Source organism: Streptomyces sp. NPDC048001 (assembly GCF_043203115.1).
GTDB classification, from domain to species: domain Bacteria; phylum Actinomycetota; class Actinomycetes; order Streptomycetales; family Streptomycetaceae; genus Streptomyces; species Streptomyces sanyensis.
Genome location: NZ_JBIDBN010000007.1, coordinates 184,866 through 201,441, shown reverse-complemented (window position 1 = coordinate 201,441; position 16,576 = coordinate 184,866). Strand labels below are relative to the sequence as shown.

Here is a 16,576-nt window from a genome sequence, read left to right as displayed (position 1 = left end):
GCCCTTGAACCGTCCGGGGCTCGGTCAGCCCTTGAACCATCCGGAGGGGGCGGGGCTGAGGTTCTGGTAGATGTGCTTGGCCTCCTGGTACTCGCGCAGCCCGGTGGGCCCGAGTTCGCGCCCGACGCCGGAGAGCCCGAAGCCGCCCCACTCGGCGCCGGGGACGTACGGGTGGAAGTCGTTGATCCACACCGTGCCGTGGCGCAGGCGCCCGGCGACGCGCTGGGCGCGGCTCGCGTCGGAGGTCCAGACGCCGCCCGCGAGGCCGTAGCGGGTGTCGTTGGCCAGCTCCACCGCCTCGTCCTCGGTGCGGAAGCGTTCGACGGTGACGACCGGGCCGAAGACCTCCTCCTGCACGATGCGCATGGTGCGGTCGCAGTCGGCGAAGACGGTCGGCCGGAGGAAGAAGCCGCGGCCCAGTGCGGGGTCCGCGGGGCGGTCTCCCCCGGTGACGAGCCGGGCGCCCTCCTTGCGCCCCACGGCGATCATGCGCTCGACCTTCTCGCGGTGCTCGGCGGAGCTGAGCGGTCCGCTCTCGGTGCCCTGGTCCATGCCGTTGCCGAGCCTGATCGCCTCGGCGCGGCCCGCGAGGGCGTCGACGAAGCGGTCGTGCAGCGCGTCCTCGACCAGCAGCCGGGACCCGGCCGAGCAGACCTGGCCGGAGTGGAGGAAGGCGGCGTTGAGGGCGTTGTCGAGGGCGGCGTCGAAGTCGGCGTCGGCGAAGACGACGTTGGGGTTCTTGCCGCCCAGCTCCAGGGCGATGTTCTTCGGCCCCTCGGCGGCGCCCGCCATGATGGTGCGTCCGGTGGCCAGCCCTCCGGTGAAGGAGACGAGGTCGACCTCGGGGTGGGTGGTGAGCGCGGCCCCCACGGTGGCGCCCGCGCCGAGCACCAGGTTGGCGACCCCGGGCGGGGCGCCGGCCTCCTCGATGAGCCTGACCATGGCGATGGTGGTCAGGGGCGTGGTCTCGCTCGGCTTGAGCACGAAGGTGTTGCCCGCGGCGAGCGCCGGGGCGACCTTCCAGGAGGCCTGCAGCAGGGGGTAGTTCCAGGGGGCGACGAGCGCGCACACCCCGATCGGCTCGTGGACGACGCGGCTGAGGACGTCCGGGCCGACGTCCACGACACGGCCGCCGTCCTTGTCGGCGACCTCGCCGTAGTAGCGGAAGGCGTTCGCCACGTCCTCGACGTCGATGCGGGCCTCGGCCAGCGTCTTGCCGGTGTCGAGGGTCTCGGTGCGGGCGATCTCCTCCTTGTCGCGCAGCAGGAGGCCGTGGACGCGCAGCAGCAGGTCGGCCCGGCGGCGGGTGGGGGCGGTGGCCCAGTCCGCCTCGCGGAAGGCCCGGCGGGCGGCGCGCACCGCGCGGTCGACGTCACCGGCGTCGGCCTCGTCGACGGTGGTGACGACGGAGCCGTCGAAGGGATTGACCACCTCGCGCCGCCCGCCGGCCGCCGCCGGTGTCCACTCGCCGCCGATGTACAACTTGCCCACCGTGGGTCTCCTTCGCATCCGGCCCGGTGTCGCGCCGATCGACCCGACGGTCAGCAACATGGCCCATGCGGGGCCGTCGGCCTACGGGACGCACCGCCGCGGGCGGGAGCCGGGGGCCGAGGCACCCCGGGCGGGCTAACGGACCGCGGCTCCGGGCGTCCGGCGCGCGGGGCCCCGAGCGGGGGGCGGGGCCGCGGCGGCGCCGCACACCCATGGGGCGGCCCCGGTCGGGGCAGAATGCCGGTGAGGGTGTGTCCCCCTGCGAGGAGGTCGGTGACGGTGGCCCTGCGCTCCCCCAAGGTCCCCGGCGACGCGGTGCACCATCCGCTGTTCGCCCGTTTCTACGCCCGGTTCAGCGTGGCGGCGGATGCCCGGGCGGGTGTCGCCGCGCTCCGGTCGGAGCTGCTGTCGGGGCTGTCCGGCCGGGTCGTGGAGATCGGGGCGGGCAACGGGCTGAACTTCGCCCACTACCCCCCGGCCGTCAGCGAGGTGGTGGCGATCGAGCCCGAGCGGCTGCTGCGCGGTGCCGCCGTCGAGGCGGCGGTGCGTGCGGGGGTCCCGGTGGACGTGGTGCCGGGTACCGCGGAGGCCCTGCCGGTGAAGAGCGAGGGCTTCGACGCCGCGGTGGCCTCCCTGGTGCTGTGCTCCGTGCGCGATCTGCCGCGGGCGCTGGCGGAGCTCCGCCGGGTGCTCCGCCCGGGTGGGGAGCTGCGGTTCTTCGAGCACGTCGTGGCGCCGGCGCCGGGCCTGGCGCGGGTGCAGCGGGGGCTGGACCGCACGGTGTGGCCGCGGTTGTTCGGCGGCTGCCACACGGCGCGGGACACCCTGGCGGCGATCGGGGCGGCGGGCTTCGAGCGGCCCGCGTACCGGCGGCTGACGGTCCCGGAGGGCGGGGTGCCCCTGCCCTCGTCGCCGTGCGTCCTCGGCAGCGCACGCAAGCCCCCGGACGGCTGACGGCTGACGGCTGACGGCTGACGGCCTCCTGGTCCCGGCCGGGGCGTGCGGCTCAGGGGCGCCAGCCGCGCAGCTCGTCCGCGATGGCGCGGACGTCGGCCCGGTCCCGGGCGACCAGGCGCGCGAGGTCGCGCACCCGCTCCGCCGAGGTCTCCACCTCGACCCCGGAGGCGACGAGGTAGCCGTAGGCCACGGCGCTGGCGAAGAGGGCGTTGGAGTGCTCCAGCGCCGGCACGCGGAGCAGCAGGTGGAGCAGGGCCGCGGCGCGCTCGTGCGGATCGCCGTAGACGGGGGTCCCGAAGATCTCCGCGTCGTGGCGGGCCACGGCGGCGATGAGTGCGCCCCAGTCGGTCACCCGGGGGTCGCCGGGGGTGCGGTGCTCGGCCACCATCAGCAGCCAGGCGAGATCGATCGGGAGGCTCACCGCCGGTCGCCGGGCTCCTCGGCGAAGGCCGAGGCGTAGTCCTCCATGAACGCCGCGGCCGAGTCCACGAAGGTGCGCCCGGCCTCGCCCGCGTCCCTGCGGACGAGTTCCTCGATGTAGCGGTTGACGCTCATGCCCCGGGCGTCCGCCTGCCGGCGGGCGGTCTCGGCGGTGCTGGTGTCCACGCGCACGTTCAGCTGGGTCTTGGCCATACCCCACGCTAGCGCCGCGACGCTAGCACCGGCAAGGCCCTGCGCGGCGGAGTCGCACCGCCCTGTGGCACCGGACGGCGGGGGAACCGGACGGCGGGCGGCTCCCCGGCCGTGGCGGACTCGGGGCCCGTGGAGGAGGTGCGGACGCGCACGGGCGGACCGGAGGGGACGGAGGCCGTGCGCGCCGTCCGGCGGCAGGCGCCCGGGGCCCCGTCCGGGCCGCGCGGGGGACCCGGCGGCACGCCGCGGCACCCGCGTCGGCGACCGGCGCGCACGGTCGGCCGCGCGGCCTTCTACGATAGGGCCGACATCGGCCCCACGTTCGAAAGGTGTGAGCGTCCGCCCATGGGCGAGCCTCCCAGTAGCAGACATCGCGCGATCCGCCTCCCCCTGACCGATCATGGGACGGAGGTGAACCGATGACCGAAGTACTGCTGCTCGTCGTGGCCGTACTGCTCTCCCTCGCGTGCGGCGCCTTCGTCGCGGCCGAGTTCTCGCTGACGACCGTCGAGCGCGGCGACCTCGAACGGGCCGTGGAGCGGGGCGAGCGCGGGGCCGCGGGAGCGCTGAAGGCCGTCCGCAGCCTCACCTTCCAGCTGTCCGGCGCCCAGCTCGGCATCACGGTGACCAACCTGGTCGTGGGCATGCTCGCCGAGCCCTCCATCGCCGCGCTCATCCGCGGGCCGGTCGAGGCGCTCGGCTTCTCCCCCCAGGTGGCCTCCTCGGCCGCCCTGGTGATCGGTACCGCCCTGTCGACCGTGGTGCTGATGGTCGTCGGCGAGCTGGTGCCCAAGAACTGGGCCATCTCCTCGCCGCTGTCCGTCGCCAAGGTGGTCGCCGGGCCCCAGCGCCTGTTCACCGCGGCGTTCCGGCCCTTCATCGGCCACCTCAACAGCACCGCCAACAGGATGGTCACCCGGCTGGGCATGGAGCCCACCGAGGAGCTCGCCTCCGCCCGCAGCCCCAAGGAGCTGGTGGCGCTCGCGCGCCACTCCGCGAAGGAGGGCGCGCTGGAGGCGGACACCGCCGAGCTGTTCGTCCGCACCCTGAACCTGGCCGAGCTCACCACGGAGAACGTGATGACCCCCCGGGTGCAGGTGATGGCCCTGGACGTGTCGGCGACGGCCGAGGACATCGCCAACGCCACCCGTGCCACCGGCCTCTCCCGCTTTCCCGTCTACCGCGGCAGCCTGGACACGGTCGTCGGCATCGCGCACATCAAGGACGTGCTGGCCATCCCGGCCGCCGACCGCGCCCGGCGCGGCGTGTCGGCCCTGCTGCGCGAGCCGGTGCTGGTGCCGGAGAGCCTGACCGTCGACCGCCTGCTGGACCGCCTCTCCGGCCGGTCCACGCTGGCGGTGGTGATCGACGAGTACGGCGGCACCGCCGGGGTGGTGACGCTGGAGGACATCGTCGAGGAGGTCGTCGGGGAGGTCCGCGACGAGCACGACCCGCACGAGACCCCCGACCTGGCACGGGCCGGCGAGGACGCGGACGGCCGCGGCCTGTGGTCGGCGGACGGCGCGGCGCGCATCGACCAGCTGGCGGCGATCGGGCTGCAGGTCCCCGACGGCCCCTACGAGACCCTCGCGGGCGTGGTCGCGACCTCGCTCGGCCGCATCCCGGCCGAGGGGGACCGGATCGACCTGGCGGGCTGGCGCCTCGACATCGTGGACGCCTCGGGGCGCCGCGCGGCCCGGGTGCTGATGCACGCGCCGCCCGGCGACGGGGCCGCGGGCGCGGGCGGCACCGGAGAGGAGGCGGGCCGATGACCGCGGTCCAGTTGCTGATCGGCCTGCTCACGCTGGTGGCCAACGCCTTCTTCGTCGGCGCCGAGTTCGCCCTGATCTCCGTGCGCCGCAGCCAGGTCGAGCCGGAGGCGCAGGCGGGCAACAAGCGCGCCCGCAGTGTGCTGTGGGCGCTGGAGCACGTCTCGGCGCTGCTCGCCGCCGCCCAGCTGGGCATCACGCTGTGCACGCTGGTGCTCGGCATCGTGGCCGAGCCGGCGATCGCGCACCTGCTGGAGCCGGTGTTCGACGCGGTCGGTGTGCCGCACCCGCTGGTGCACCCGATCTCGTTCGTCATCGCGCTGTCCGTGGCGACCTATCTGCACATGCTGCTGGGCGAGATGGTGCCGAAGAACATCGCGCTGGCCGAGCCCCGGCGCACGGCCCTGTTCCTCGGACCGCCGCTGGTGGCGCTGGCCCGCGCCCTGCGCCCGGTGATCTTCACGATCAACGCGCTCGCGAACGGGGTGCTGAAGCTGCTCCGGGTGGAGCCCAAGGACGAGGTCACGGCGACCTTCTCCGACGACGAGCTGGCCACCATGGTCCGGGACGCCGGTGAGGCCGGGCTGCTCGACGACCGCGCGGCCGTGCGGCTGCGGGACGCCCTGGAGCTGGGCCGCCGCCCGGTCCGGGACGTGGTGATGCCGGTCGAGCGGGTGGTGTACGCCAAGGCGGGCACGACGCCGGAGCAGCTGGAGGCCCTGTCGTCGGAGTCCGGGTTCTCCCGCTTCCCGGTCATCGACACGGGCCGCCGGATCCTCGGCTACCTCCATGTGAAGGACGCGCTGGACGCGATGCCGCGGGACCTGCCGTTCCCGGTGACGGCGCTGCGCCCGATCGCCCGGGTGCGGGCCACCACCCCGCTCGACGACGTCCTCACCGCGATGCGCCGCAGCCGTACCCACCTCGCCGCGGTCCTGGACGAGGCGGGCCGGCCGGAGGGGCTGGTGACGATGGAGGACATCCTGCGGGAGCTGGTCGGGCGGCCCGGCGCCTGAGCCGCCCGGCCCCGGCGGTGGACCGGCCCCGGCGTCCACCGCCGGGGCCGGTCCGCGTCACGGGGCGGTGGCGGCGAGCCAGGCGTCCAGCACGGCGCGGTCGCCGCGGACGGCCACCTCGGGATCCCCCGGGCGCCGTCGCCCGTACACCAGCAGCAGCAGTGCGGCGGCGGGGGCCTCGACCCGTACGTCGGCGGGGCCCGCGCAGGCGGTCCAGCGCAGGCCGCCCGGCCCGAAGCGCACCGTCCAGGCGGCGCCCGTGTCGCGGGCGGTCAGGCCCACGGAGCCGACCGGCAGCGCGGCGAGCGGCTGCGCGAGGTGCGGCGCATGGGGCAGGTTCTCCAGGAACTCCGCGATGCCGTCGGCCGCCGTTGCGGGCCCGATGTGCGGCTCCTCGCCCAGCGCGGCCTGCGCGTCGCAGAGGTGGACGAGCGCCTCGAACAGCAGGCGGCGCGGGTAGTGGGCGATGCGCTGGTCCGCGCCCTGGGACCACACGGGCGTGTCCGGGTCGGCCTTGCGGAGCACCGAGAGCGCGGCGTCCGCGGAGCGCGCCAGCCAGTCGGGGTAGGCGGCCGGGTCGTCCGGCAGGTCCGCGGGAACCTCGTGCGCCCACACCCGCTCCGCCGCGCGGATCCGCACCGTGTGGGCGACCCAGCGGTGGGTGGTGCCGTGGTGGCGCACCACGTCGGCGAGGGTCCACCCCGGGCGGGCGGGCACCGGGGTGGCCGGGTCGGCGTCCCGGGCGAGCCGCACCAGGCTGCCCACCAGGTCCTCCACGGCGTCGCAGTACAGCTCGTGCTGGTCGTCGTCGAGGCCCAGGCCGTCCGGGACCCGCAGCAGCGCCTGCCGCTCCCGGCCCGGCGGCCTGCGGCCGGCGGCGGCGCGCAGCAGGCGGGCGAGCGCGCGGCGGTCGGCGGGCGGAAGTCTGTCCAGAACCGCCCCGGTGCCCTCCAGCCAGGCGACGGCGGTGTCGGGGTCCAGCTCCCCGTCGTCGCAGGTGTCGATCGAGACCACCACGTCGGCCAGTGCCTCGGCCAGCGCGTGCAGCAGGGCGTCGCTCACGGGTCGCTCCCCTTCCCCGGTACGGAACCGGGGGACCCTACCGCGCGGTAGGATCACTGCGCCATGGAGACGCATGCCACCTACACCAGTTTCGTCGCGGTCGGCGACTCGTTCACCGAGGGCATGTCGGACCGGCTGCCCGACGGGAGCTACCGGGGGTGGGCCGACGTCCTGGCCGGGCGGATGGCGGCCCGGGAGCCGGGCTTCCGCTACGCGAACCTCGCCGTGCGGGGCAAGCTCATCGGGCAGATCGTGAGCGAGCAGGTCGGCCCGGCGGCGGAGATGCGGGCCGACGTGGTCACGCTGGTCGGCGGCCTCAACGACGCCCTGCGCCCGCGCTGCGACATGGGCCGGGTCAGGGGCCTGCTGGAGGAGGCGGTGGCCCGGCTGGCACCCGCCTGCGGAACCCTGGTGCTGATGCGGTCCCCCGGCCGGCGCGGCCCGGTGATGGAGCGCTTCCGTCCGCGGATGGAGGAGCTGATCGCCCATGTCGACGCCCTCGCGGCGGCCTACGGGGCGCAGGTCGTCGACCTGTACGGGGCCCCGGTGCTCGGCGACCCCCGGCTGTGGGCCGCGGACCGGCTGCATCTGACGGGCGAGGGCCACCGGCGCGTCGCCGAGGCCGTGTGGCAGACGCTGGGCCTGGCGGCGGAGGAGGACTGGCGGGCCGGACTGCCGCCGGGGGCGCTGCCGGGCTGGTCGGCACGGCGGGCGGAGGACCTCCGGTTCGCCCGCCAGCACCTGGGGCCATGGATCGGGCGACGGCTGACGGGCCGCTCCTCGGGCGACGGTCTGCCGGCCAAGCGCCCCGGCCTGCTGCCCTACGAGCCCCCGCCGGGGCGGGGCGCCGGAGTGCCGGGCGGAGCCTGACGCTCCGGGCGGCGGGCCGCCGACGGCCCCGGAGCCCCGGAGCCCGGCCCCTCGTAGCAAGCCACAACCGGGACCGCGGCGCTGGCCTGCAGGAACCACCAGTAGAATCCGGACACGTGACTGCTGTGTCTGCGAAGCCTCGCATCCCCAATGTCCTGGCCGGCCGCTACGCCTCCGCGGAGCTCGCCGTCCTCTGGTCCCCCGAGGAGAAGGTCAAGCTGGAGCGCCGGCTCTGGCTGGCGGTGCTGCGCGCCCAGAAGGACCTCGGCATCGACGTCCCCGACGAGGCCCTCGCGGACTACGAGCGCGTGCTCGACCGGGTCGACCTGGGGTCGATCGCCGAGCGCGAGAAGGTCACCCGCCACGACGTGAAGGCCCGCATCGAGGAGTTCAACGCCCTCGCCGGGCACGAGCACGTCCACAAGGGCATGACCTCGCGGGACCTCACGGAGAACGTGGAGCAGCTCCAGGTCCGCCGCTCGCTGGAGCTGGTCCGCGACCGCACGGTGGCCGTCCTGGCCCGGCTGGGCCGGCTCGCGGGCGAGTACGCCGAGCTCGTGATGGCGGGCCGCTCGCACAACGTCGCCGCTCAGGCGACGACGCTGGGCAAGCGCTTCGCCACCGCCGCCGACGAGCTGCTGGTGGCCTTCGGGCGGCTGGAGGACCTGCTGGAGCGCTACCCGCTGCGGGGCATCAAGGGCCCCGTCGGCACCGCGCAGGACATGCTGGACCTGCTGGGCGGCGACGCGGGCAGGCTGGCCGAGCTGGAGGAGCGCATCGCGGGCCACCTGGGCTTCGCCCGCGCCTTCACCTCGGTGGGCCAGGTCTACCCCCGCTCCCTCGACTACGACGTGGTCTCGGCTCTGGTGCAGCTGGCCGCCGGCCCCTCCTCCGTCGCCAAGACGGTCCGGCTGATGGCGGGCCACGAGCTGGTGACCGAGGGCTTCAAGCCGGGGCAGGTCGGCTCCTCGGCCATGCCGCACAAGATGAACACCCGTTCCTGCGAGCGGGTCAACGGCCTGATGGTCATCCTGCGCGGATACGCCTCGATGACCGGCGAGCTGGCCGGCGACCAGTGGAACGAGGGCGACGTCTCCTGCTCGGTGGTGCGCCGCGTCGCCCTGCCGGACGCCTTCTTCGCCTTCGACGGCCTGCTGGAGACCTTCCTGACGGTGCTCGACGAGTTCGGCGCCTTCCCCGCCGTGGTCGCCCGCGAGCTGGACCGCTACCTGCCGTTCCTCGCCACCACCAAGGTCCTGATGGGCGCGGTGCGCGCCGGGGTGGGCCGCGAGGTGGCCCACGAGGCGATCAAGGAGCACGCGGTGGCCTCGGCGCTGGCCATGCGCGAGCAGGGCGCCGAGCGCAACGAGCTGCTGGACAAGCTGGCCGCCGACGAGCGCATCCCGCTGGACCGGGCCGCTCTGGACGCCCTGATGGCGGACAAGCTGTCCTTCACGGGTGCCGCGGCGGGCCAGGTCGCCTCGGTGGCGGCCCGGATCGAGGAGGTCGTCAAGCGCCACCCGGAGGCGGCCGGCTACGCGCCGGGGGCGATCCTCTGACCCGCCCGACGGCGGCGGAGCTGGAGGCCGCCCGCGACCGGCTGGTGCCGGACGTGGTCGCGGACGGCCTGCGCGTGCTGTTCTGCGGGATCAACCCGGGGCTGATGACGGCGGCCACCGGCCACCACTTCGCGCGGCCCGGGAACCGCTTCTGGCCGGTGCTGCACCGGTCGGGGTTCACCCCGCGGCGTCTGGACCCCTCCGAGCAGCACCGGCTACCGGCGCTGGGCCTGGGCATCACCAATGTCGTCGCCCGGGCCACCGCTCGGGCCGACGAGCTGACGGCGGAGGAGTACCGCGAGGGCGGACGGCTGCTCGCGGAGAAGGCGGCGCGGCTGCGGCCGGGCTGGCTGGCGGTGGCGGGGGTCACCGCCTACCGCGCGGCCTTCGGCGAGCGCGGCGCCTCGGTGGGGCCCCAGCAGCGCACCGTCGGCGGGGTCCGGGTCTGGGTGCTGCCCAACCCCAGCGGCCTGAACGCCCACTGGTCCCTCGACGCGATGGCCGCGGCCTACGCGGAGCTGCGGACGGCCGCCGGACCGCCCCCGTGCTGAGCCCGGGCCGCGGGGCGGGGGCCGCGGCCGGGGTGCGCCCGGGGGCGGGTTCCGCTCCTGCCGTGCCCCTCAGGGCGGGTCGATCTCGGTGACGAGGACGAGGAGTTCCAGGCGCCCCTCGCCGCAGCGGGCCGCGGCCAGGCCGGCCCACCGGCGGCCGACCCGCCACAGCAGGACGTCGTCGGCCCGCCGGACCGCCTCGTCCCAGGGCGCCGGGGGCGTCCGGCCCGCCGCGTCGCGGACCGAGGCGGACCAGAGTCCCAGGTGCTCGGGCGGCCCCCACCGGGCCCGGAGCGCCGCCGCCAGCGCCTCGCCCTCCGCCCGGCACCGCTCCGCCTGCCCGTCGGGGTCTGCGTCCCGCCCGTCGGGGTCCGCGGGAGGCCCGTGCGCCTCCGGCCCGGCCGGGCCGGGACGCGCCCGGTGGAAGCCGGGGCCGCTGTCGCCGAACCGGGTGGGCAGGTGCTCGGCCGGGAAGGGCTCTCGGAGCAGCGCGTCGATGGCGGCCAGATACCGGGCGGTGGTCATGGAGGCCAGTAAACGCCCCGGGTACGACAGTTGGCGGTGCGTCAGCAGCTCGGTGGCGCCCATCGCCCCGCCCGGCCCCTCCGGCGGCGGCCCGCCGGAGCCCCGCCCGGGGGCGTGCCGGCCCCGGGCCGGATGCGCGGCTGTCCGAGTCGCCGAGTACCATCCGGCAACAACGCGTACGAGCCGGGAGGACACACAGTGGGGCGGCTGACCGGCGGAGACCCTTCGCTGCTGCGGCGGATCAACTCCGCGGTGGTGCTCCATTCCCTGCGGGCGGCCGACTCGCCCACGCTCACGGACCTGACCCGGATCACCGGGCTGTCCCGGCCCACGGTCGAGGGGGTCGTGGAGGGCCTCGTGGAGGCCGGGCTGGTGGTCGAGAGCGTCCCCGAGGAGGGCGGGGCCCGCCGCCAGGGCCGTCCCGCACGCCGCTACCGCTTCCGTGCGGAGGCCGGGCACCTGCTGGGCATCGAGATCGGTCCCCACCGCATCGCGGCCCTGCTGTCGGGGCTCGACGGGCGGATCATCGGGGCGGGCAGCCGCGAGGTCACCCAGGCGGCGAGCGCCGATGACCGGCTGGAGAAGGTGCGCTCGGTGGTCACGGACCTGCTGCGGCGCACCGGTGTGCCGCGCAGCAGTCTGCGGGCCGTGGGCGTGGGATCGCCGGGCATCGTGGAGGCGGACGGCACGGTCCGCCTGTCGACGGCGCTGCCGGGGTGGACGGGGCTGCCGCTGGGCGAGCGGCTGGGCCGCTCCTTCCGCTGCCCGGTGCTGGTGGAGAACGACGCCAACGCGGCCGCCGTCGCCGAGCACTGGAAGGGCGCGGCGACGGAGTCGGACGACATCGTCTTCGTGATGGCGGGCCTGAGCCCCGGCGCCGGTTCGCTCATCGGCGGGAGGCTGCACCGGGGCTTCGGGGGCGCGGCGGGCGAGATCGGGGCACTGCACCTGCTCGGGCGCGGGGTGGCGCCGGAGCGGCTGCTGTCCACGACGGGCGAGCCGCTGCACCCGCTGGACGAGCACGCCGTGGCCGAGGTGTTCGCCCTCGCCCGGCAGGGCGACGAGGGGGCCCGTGCCGCGGTCGAGCGGTTCCTCCAGCGCCTGGTGCACGACGTGGCCGCGCTGGTGCTGGCCCTCGATCCGGAGCTGGTGGTCGTGGGCGGCTGGGCCGCCGGACTCGACGGCGTCCTGCAGCCGCTGCGCGAGGAGCTGGCTCGCTACTGCCTGCGGCCGCCTCAGGTGGTGCTGTCCCTGCTCGGTGAGGCCGCGGTCGCGACCGGAGCACTGCGGCTGGCCCTGGACCACGTCGAGGAGCAGTTGTTCGCCGTGGAGGGCACGGTCACGGCGCGGCGCTGAGCCCCCCGGCGGGTCCGCGGCCGTGCGGCGGCGCCGGACGCGTCCTCGCGCGGGCGTCCGGACCGCCGCCCCGCGGCCGCGGGGCTGGGTGCGGCGTCCTTCAGGAGACCCGGCGCTGCTCCTCCTCGTGGCGGATCTCCAGCCCGCCGTGGGCGCCGAAGGTGAGCCGGCAGGTGTCCGCCCGGTAGGTGGCCAGGGACACGGCCGCGGTCCGCCCCCCGGAGAAGTAGCGCGTGGTGACCACGAGGACCGGGGCGCCGGGCAGGCGGTCCAGTTCCTTGGCGTCCACGGCGCCGGCGGAGCCGAGTTCCACGGAGCGGTCCTGGCCGTCCAGCGGGAGGCGGGCGAGTTCGCGCAGCACGGTGCGGGCGAGGGCGGGGCCGGAGGGCGCGTCGATGCCCGTGAGCCCGGGCACGGAGGCGGCGGGGACGTGGAGCAGTTCCGCGGCGAGGGACTGGCCGTGGCTGGTGCGGACGCGGCGGACCACATGGGTCTGCGCGTCCGGTCCGATCTCCAGGAGGCGGGCCACCGCCGCGGGCGGCGCGGCGGCGGTGCACTCGGTCGGCTGCCAGGACTCGGGCCCGGTACCGGGCCAGGCGGTCTCGGAGGAGGAGACGTCGACGCCCATGCGGGGCGGCGCCACCGTGGTGCCGACGCCGCGGCGGCGCTGGAGGCGCCCTTCGAGTTCCAACTGCTCCAGCGCCTGCCGGAGGGTGGCCCGGGCGACACCGAAACGGGCCGCCAGCTCACGCTCGTTGGGCAGGATCTCGCCCACGGCGAACTCCGAGTCGAGCGCCTCTGCGAGCACCGTCTTGAGGTGCCAGTACTTAGGTTCCGGCACCGTGTCCAGCTGCGTGGTCCCCACCCTGACTCCTCCGCAATCGCCGTGTTCCCGGCGGCTTTCCGTGCCCTTGTTTATTAAAGGTTCCTGCACTAACTCTGTGACCATAGAACCGGCCACCCCCTTGGTCAAGACCAATGCTGCGGTGGTCACCCAGGGAGACGGAGCGACTTCGCAGGGCGTTCACAGGGATGTCGTATCCACGCGCCACCCGCACGCACAAGTCCCCGCGCCCGAATCGGACACGGGGCCTGACGTGCGCGGACAGCGGTTTCAGGACGGAGCGGGAACGGCGAACGCCTGGAGCTTGTCCGGGTTGCGGACGATATAGACACACGTGATGCGCCCGTCCCGGGCCTCCAACTGGATGACGCTGTCCGGCCGTCCGCCGACGGACACCAGGAGGGCGGGCGCCCCGTTGGCCTCGACGAAGGAGTACTGCGTCCCCTCGGCCGGGTCGCGGGTGACGGCGCACAGGAAGCGGCCCACCTTGTCGGCGGTCACCAGGACCCTGCGCGGCGCCTTGGCCTTGCCTCCGCTGTCGCCGACCAGCGTGACGTCGGGGGCCAGCAGGCGGAGCAGGCCCTGGAGGTCGCCGCCCGCGGCGGCCTCCAGGAAGCGCTCCGTCAGCTCGCGGCACCGGGCGGGGTCGGCGTCGAAGCGGCGGCGCCGCTCCGCGACGTGCCGCCGGGCCCGGCCCGCGAGCTGGCGCACGGCCGCCTCGCTCTTCTCCAGCGTCGCGGCGATCTCCGCGTACGGGAAGCCGAAGGCCTCGCGGAGCACGAACACCGCGCGCTCCGAGGGGCTGAGGCTCTCCAGGACCACCAGCACGGCGACCGAGACCGTGTCCGCGAGGAGCGCGCGTTCGGCGGTGTCGGGGACCTGCGGGCCGTAGTGCGTGACCACCGGTTCCGGCAGCCAGGGGCCCACGTAGGCCTCGCGCCGGGACGTGACGTGCCGCAGCCGGTCGATCGCCAGGCGGGTGGTGATCCGCACCAGGAAGGCCCCCGGCTCGCGCACCTCCGCCCGGTCCCCGGAGGACCAGCGCAGCCACGCCTCCTGGACCACGTCCTCGGCGTCGGCGACCCGGCCGAGCATCCGGTAGGCCACCCCCGTCAGGAGCGCACGGTGCTCTTCGAAGACGGCGGTCGCGGCGGGGGTCTCCATGGACTCCATCCCAGTCCACCGACGGGCGCGCTGTCCAGCGGATTCGGGACGGCGGGGCGGCGGTGGAGCACTCCGCGGCGCACCCCCGGCCGTGCCGCGCGTCCGCCGCGGAGACCGCCCGGCCCGCCCCCGGTGCCACCACTCCCCCACCGCCTTTCGCCCGCGCCCCTTGCCCTTGAACCTACCGCCCGGTAATCATGGCTGACGGACCGTCCGGACCTCCAGGGAGCAGCAGGACATGGCCTCAGCGATCTCGTTCCCCGTCCCCGGCGACCACGGCAGCGGATCGCTGACCCTCGCCTACGAACGCCGGGGCTCCGGGGCTCCGTTGCTGCTCCTGCACGGCATCGGGCACCACTGGCAGGCGTGGGAGCCGGTGCTGGACGTGCTGGCGGCGGAGCGCGAGGTGGTCGCCGTGGACCTGCCGGGCTTCGGCGCCTCGTCACCGCTGCCCGCCGGCCTCCCCTACGCCCTCCCGACGGTCACGGCGGTGCTGGAGGCCTTCTGCCGCGAGCTGGGCATCGACCGCCCGCATGTCGCGGGGAACTCCCTGGGCGGCCTGCTCGCCCTGGAGCTGGGCCGGGAGAAGCTGGTGCGCTCGGTCACCGCGCTGTCCCCGGCCGGGTTCTGGTCGGAGGCCGAGCGGGTCTACGCCTTCACCGCCCTGAGGGCGATGCGCCTGGCGGCCCGCTCGCTGCCCGGCCCGGCCGTGGAGCGCCTGGCGCGCACCACCGCCGGACGCGCCGTGCTGGTCAGCTCGATCTACGCCCGGCCCGGCCGCCGCGCACCGCAGGCGGCGGTCGCCGAGACACGGGCGCTGCGCGGGGCGACGGGGTTCGCCCCGACCCTGGGCGCCGGCGGGCGGGTGCGCTTCACCGACGACGTGCCCGGTGTCCCGGTGACCATCGCCTGGGGCGCCAAGGACCGCCTGCTGGTGCCCCGCCAGGGGCCGCGCGCCAAGCACACGATCCCGGCCGCGCGCCTGGTGCGCCTGCCGGGGTGCGGCCATGTGCCGATGAGCGACGATCCGGCGCTGGTGGCCCGGGTGCTCCTCGACGGCAGCCGCTGACCGGGCTCCCGCACGGCCCCCGGGCGCCCCTGTCGGCCGGTCGGCGGGCGAATTGCTGCACGGATCCGGCCGAATCCTCCCAGGATTCGGCCGGAAAGGGACGATAGCGGCCCCGATCGGCCTTTAACTCATCAGTCACAAAGCGTTCGTGATCACGCAACACCCTTCGTCCACAGTGGTCATATGACTGAGGCGACATCCGCGAAGAAGACCCTCCGCACCCCCCACTGGCGGCGCGACGTGATCGAGCTCGCCGCCCTCTTCACCGCGGTGGCGGTCGCCGACGCCCTCGCGAACCTGGTCGGTCACGGACCCGACGGCCCCTTCCTGCTCGTCGCCTCGGCCGCCGTCCTCGTCGCCACCGCCGCCTTCCACACCTGGTGGGCACACCGGCACCGCCACGCCGCGCCCCCCGACGACGGGGCACCCGGCCCGGCGGCGGCCGGGGACGGCGCGGTCCGGGAGACCGCGCTGTGGCGCATGCGCACCACGGTCGAGGACGCACCCGGGAGCCTGGCGGCCCTGTGCGCGGCCCTGGCCGCGCTGCGGGTGGACATCCTCACCCTCCAGACGCACCCCCTCGGCGACGGCACCGCCGACGAGTTCCTGCTGCGCGCCCCCGCCGAGGTCGACGCCCAGCGCCTGTGCCGCGAGGTCGCGGCGGCCGGTGGCCGGGACACCTGGACCGAGCGGGCCGACGCCCACGACCTCGTGGACACCCCCACCCGGGTCCTGGGACTCGCCACGAGGACCGCGCTGGACGCGGCGGAACTCCCCCTCGCCCTGCGCCAGCTGCTCGGGCGGTGCACCATCCGCTCGCGCCCGCCGGTCTCCCTCAGCGGCCGCCCCGTCGGGGACATGCCACCGGTGGAAGGGGTGCTGGAGGACACCGTGATGCATCTGCGCGACCCCGCCGGGGGCGCGATCACCGTCGAGCGCCCGTACCTTCCGTTCACCCCGACCGAGTTCGCCCGGGCCCGGGCGCTGGTCGAACTGGACGCGCGGCTCGGTCCCCGGGTCCCGCGCCGCCAGGACGTGCTGACGCTCCCCGCGGGCAACGAGATCATCGTCCGGCGCGCCGACCAGGCGGACGTCCCGGCCGCGCTCGCCATGCACGAGCGGTGCTCGGAGCGTACGCGCTCGCTGCGCTACCACGGCCCCGTGGCCGACGCGGACCGCTACCTCAACCACCTGCTGAGCCCGCGCTACGGCCGCACCCTCGCCGTGCAGACCGCGTCCGGCCGGCTGGTGGCCCTGGGCCACCTGCTGTGGGACGGGGACGAGACCGAGGTGGCCCTCGTCGTCGAGGACGCCTGGCAGCGGCGCGGGATCGGATCCGAGCTGTTGCGGCGGCTGGTCGCTCTCGCCGCGGAGGCGGGCTGCGCCAGCGTCTACGCCGTGACCCAGGCGTCCAACACCGGCATGGTCGCGGCGATGCGGGGACTCGGTCTGCCGCTCGACTACCAGATCGAGGAGGGCACGCTGGTGGTCACCGCCCGCCTGGACCCCGCCGCGTCGGCCCTCCCGGAGGCGTACCGCGGGCCCGCCCGGGCACCGGGGCGCGGCGAACGCTGAGCCGCGCGTCCGGCGGCGCCGGCGGGCCCGCGGGGCACGGAGAGTGCGGCCGGCCGGGCGGACCGGGGGCGGGGCGGAGCCGCCCCGCCCCCGGGGAGCGCCGCGGCCCGGCGTCCGCCCCGTGCGGGACCGGCC

The 16,576-nt window shown here is 75.8% G+C and carries 16 protein-coding genes; 9 read left to right on the top strand and 7 right to left on the bottom strand.

Translation table 11 applies throughout. The annotated features are described in order from the left end of the window. Window positions 1-24: 24 nt before the first annotated feature. Window positions 25-1,491: an aldehyde dehydrogenase family protein gene (locus ACGF15_RS14920; RefSeq protein ID WP_392799137.1), complete on the bottom strand. Its 1,467-nt coding sequence runs from the start codon at window positions 1,489-1,491 to the stop codon at window positions 25-27. A gap of 279 nt (window positions 1,492-1,770) precedes the next feature. Here ACGF15_RS14920 and ACGF15_RS14915 point away from each other — a divergent pair, with 279 nt between their 5' ends. Then, window positions 1,771-2,445: a class I SAM-dependent methyltransferase gene (locus ACGF15_RS14915; RefSeq protein ID WP_362608329.1), complete on the top strand. Its 675-nt coding sequence runs from the start codon at window positions 1,771-1,773 to the stop codon at window positions 2,443-2,445. Window positions 2,446-2,497: 52 nt separating this feature from the next. Here the strand turns inward: ACGF15_RS14915 and ACGF15_RS14910 are convergent, their stop codons facing one another. Continuing rightward, window positions 2,498-2,869, bottom strand: coding sequence for a fic family toxin-antitoxin system, toxin component (locus ACGF15_RS14910; protein WP_345614900.1), 372 nt, complete (start codon window positions 2,867-2,869; stop codon window positions 2,498-2,500). After that, complete coding sequence (locus tag ACGF15_RS14905) at window positions 2,866-3,081, bottom strand: antitoxin (protein WP_345614901.1); 216 nt, start codon at window positions 3,079-3,081, stop codon at window positions 2,866-2,868. The genes ACGF15_RS14910 and ACGF15_RS14905 overlap by 4 nt, the downstream gene beginning before the upstream one ends. 419 nt (window positions 3,082-3,500) lie before the next feature. On the opposite strand from ACGF15_RS14905, the gene ACGF15_RS14900 reads away from it, so the two are divergent. Beyond that, the gene (locus tag ACGF15_RS14900; protein WP_345614902.1) at window positions 3,501-4,853 is read left to right on the top strand and encodes a hemolysin family protein; all 1,353 of its coding nucleotides are present in this window, start codon (window positions 3,501-3,503) and stop codon (window positions 4,851-4,853) included. Beyond that, window positions 4,850-5,866, top strand: coding sequence for a hemolysin family protein (locus tag ACGF15_RS14895; protein WP_392799133.1), 1,017 nt, complete (start codon window positions 4,850-4,852; stop codon window positions 5,864-5,866). Before ACGF15_RS14900 ends, ACGF15_RS14895 begins: the two co-directional genes overlap by 4 nt. Window positions 5,867-5,923: 57 nt before the next feature. Here the strand turns inward: ACGF15_RS14895 and ACGF15_RS14890 are convergent, their stop codons facing one another. Then, window positions 5,924-6,928: a maleylpyruvate isomerase family mycothiol-dependent enzyme gene (locus ACGF15_RS14890; protein WP_392799130.1), complete on the bottom strand. Its 1,005-nt coding sequence runs from the start codon at window positions 6,926-6,928 to the stop codon at window positions 5,924-5,926. 63 nt (window positions 6,929-6,991) lie between these two features. On the opposite strand from ACGF15_RS14890, the gene ACGF15_RS14885 reads away from it, so the two are divergent. The 3 genes from ACGF15_RS14885 (at window position 6,992) to mug (ending at window position 9,908) form a co-directional block, all read left to right on the top strand. Beyond that, window positions 6,992-7,798, top strand: coding sequence for an SGNH/GDSL hydrolase family protein (locus tag ACGF15_RS14885; RefSeq protein ID WP_392799126.1), 807 nt, complete (start codon window positions 6,992-6,994; stop codon window positions 7,796-7,798). Between the two features lie 116 nt (window positions 7,799-7,914). Then, on the top strand, window positions 7,915-9,357 hold the full coding sequence (purB, locus tag ACGF15_RS14880) for an adenylosuccinate lyase (protein ID WP_345614906.1): 1,443 nt from the start codon (window positions 7,915-7,917) through the stop codon (window positions 9,355-9,357). Continuing rightward, complete coding sequence (gene mug, locus ACGF15_RS14875) at window positions 9,354-9,908, top strand: G/U mismatch-specific DNA glycosylase (RefSeq protein WP_345614924.1); 555 nt, start codon at window positions 9,354-9,356, stop codon at window positions 9,906-9,908. The genes purB and mug overlap by 4 nt, the downstream gene beginning before the upstream one ends. Before the next feature lie 69 nt (window positions 9,909-9,977). On the opposite strand, the gene ACGF15_RS14870 is transcribed toward mug, so the two are convergent. After that, complete coding sequence (locus tag ACGF15_RS14870; RefSeq protein ID WP_345614907.1) at window positions 9,978-10,433, bottom strand: hypothetical protein; 456 nt, start codon at window positions 10,431-10,433, stop codon at window positions 9,978-9,980. A gap of 198 nt (window positions 10,434-10,631) precedes the next feature. Here ACGF15_RS14870 and ACGF15_RS14865 point away from each other — a divergent pair, with 198 nt between their 5' ends. Next, window positions 10,632-11,789, top strand: a complete 1,158-nt coding sequence (locus tag ACGF15_RS14865; RefSeq protein WP_345614908.1) for an ROK family transcriptional regulator — start codon at window positions 10,632-10,634, stop codon at window positions 11,787-11,789. A gap of 100 nt (window positions 11,790-11,889) precedes the next feature. Here the strand turns inward: ACGF15_RS14865 and ACGF15_RS14860 are convergent, their stop codons facing one another. Together ACGF15_RS14860 and ACGF15_RS14855 are read right to left on the bottom strand one after the other, a co-directional pair. Next, window positions 11,890-12,654, bottom strand: a complete 765-nt coding sequence (locus ACGF15_RS14860; RefSeq protein ID WP_345614909.1) for a GntR family transcriptional regulator — start codon at window positions 12,652-12,654, stop codon at window positions 11,890-11,892. 249 nt (window positions 12,655-12,903) lie between these two features. Then, a complete protein-coding gene (locus tag ACGF15_RS14855; RefSeq protein ID WP_392799121.1) occupies window positions 12,904-13,797 on the bottom strand; it encodes an RNA polymerase sigma-70 factor in 894 nt (297 codons plus the stop codon). Between the two features lie 238 nt (window positions 13,798-14,035). On the opposite strand from ACGF15_RS14855, the gene ACGF15_RS14850 reads away from it, so the two are divergent. Together ACGF15_RS14850 and ACGF15_RS14845 are read left to right on the top strand one after the other, a co-directional pair. Further along, a complete protein-coding gene (locus tag ACGF15_RS14850; protein WP_362608292.1) occupies window positions 14,036-14,866 on the top strand; it encodes an alpha/beta fold hydrolase in 831 nt (276 codons plus the stop codon). Window positions 14,867-15,049: 183 nt separating this feature from the next. After that, the gene (locus ACGF15_RS14845; protein WP_392799117.1) at window positions 15,050-16,441 is read left to right on the top strand and encodes a GNAT family N-acetyltransferase; all 1,392 of its coding nucleotides are present in this window, start codon (window positions 15,050-15,052) and stop codon (window positions 16,439-16,441) included. Window positions 16,442-16,576 lie beyond the last annotated feature (135 nt).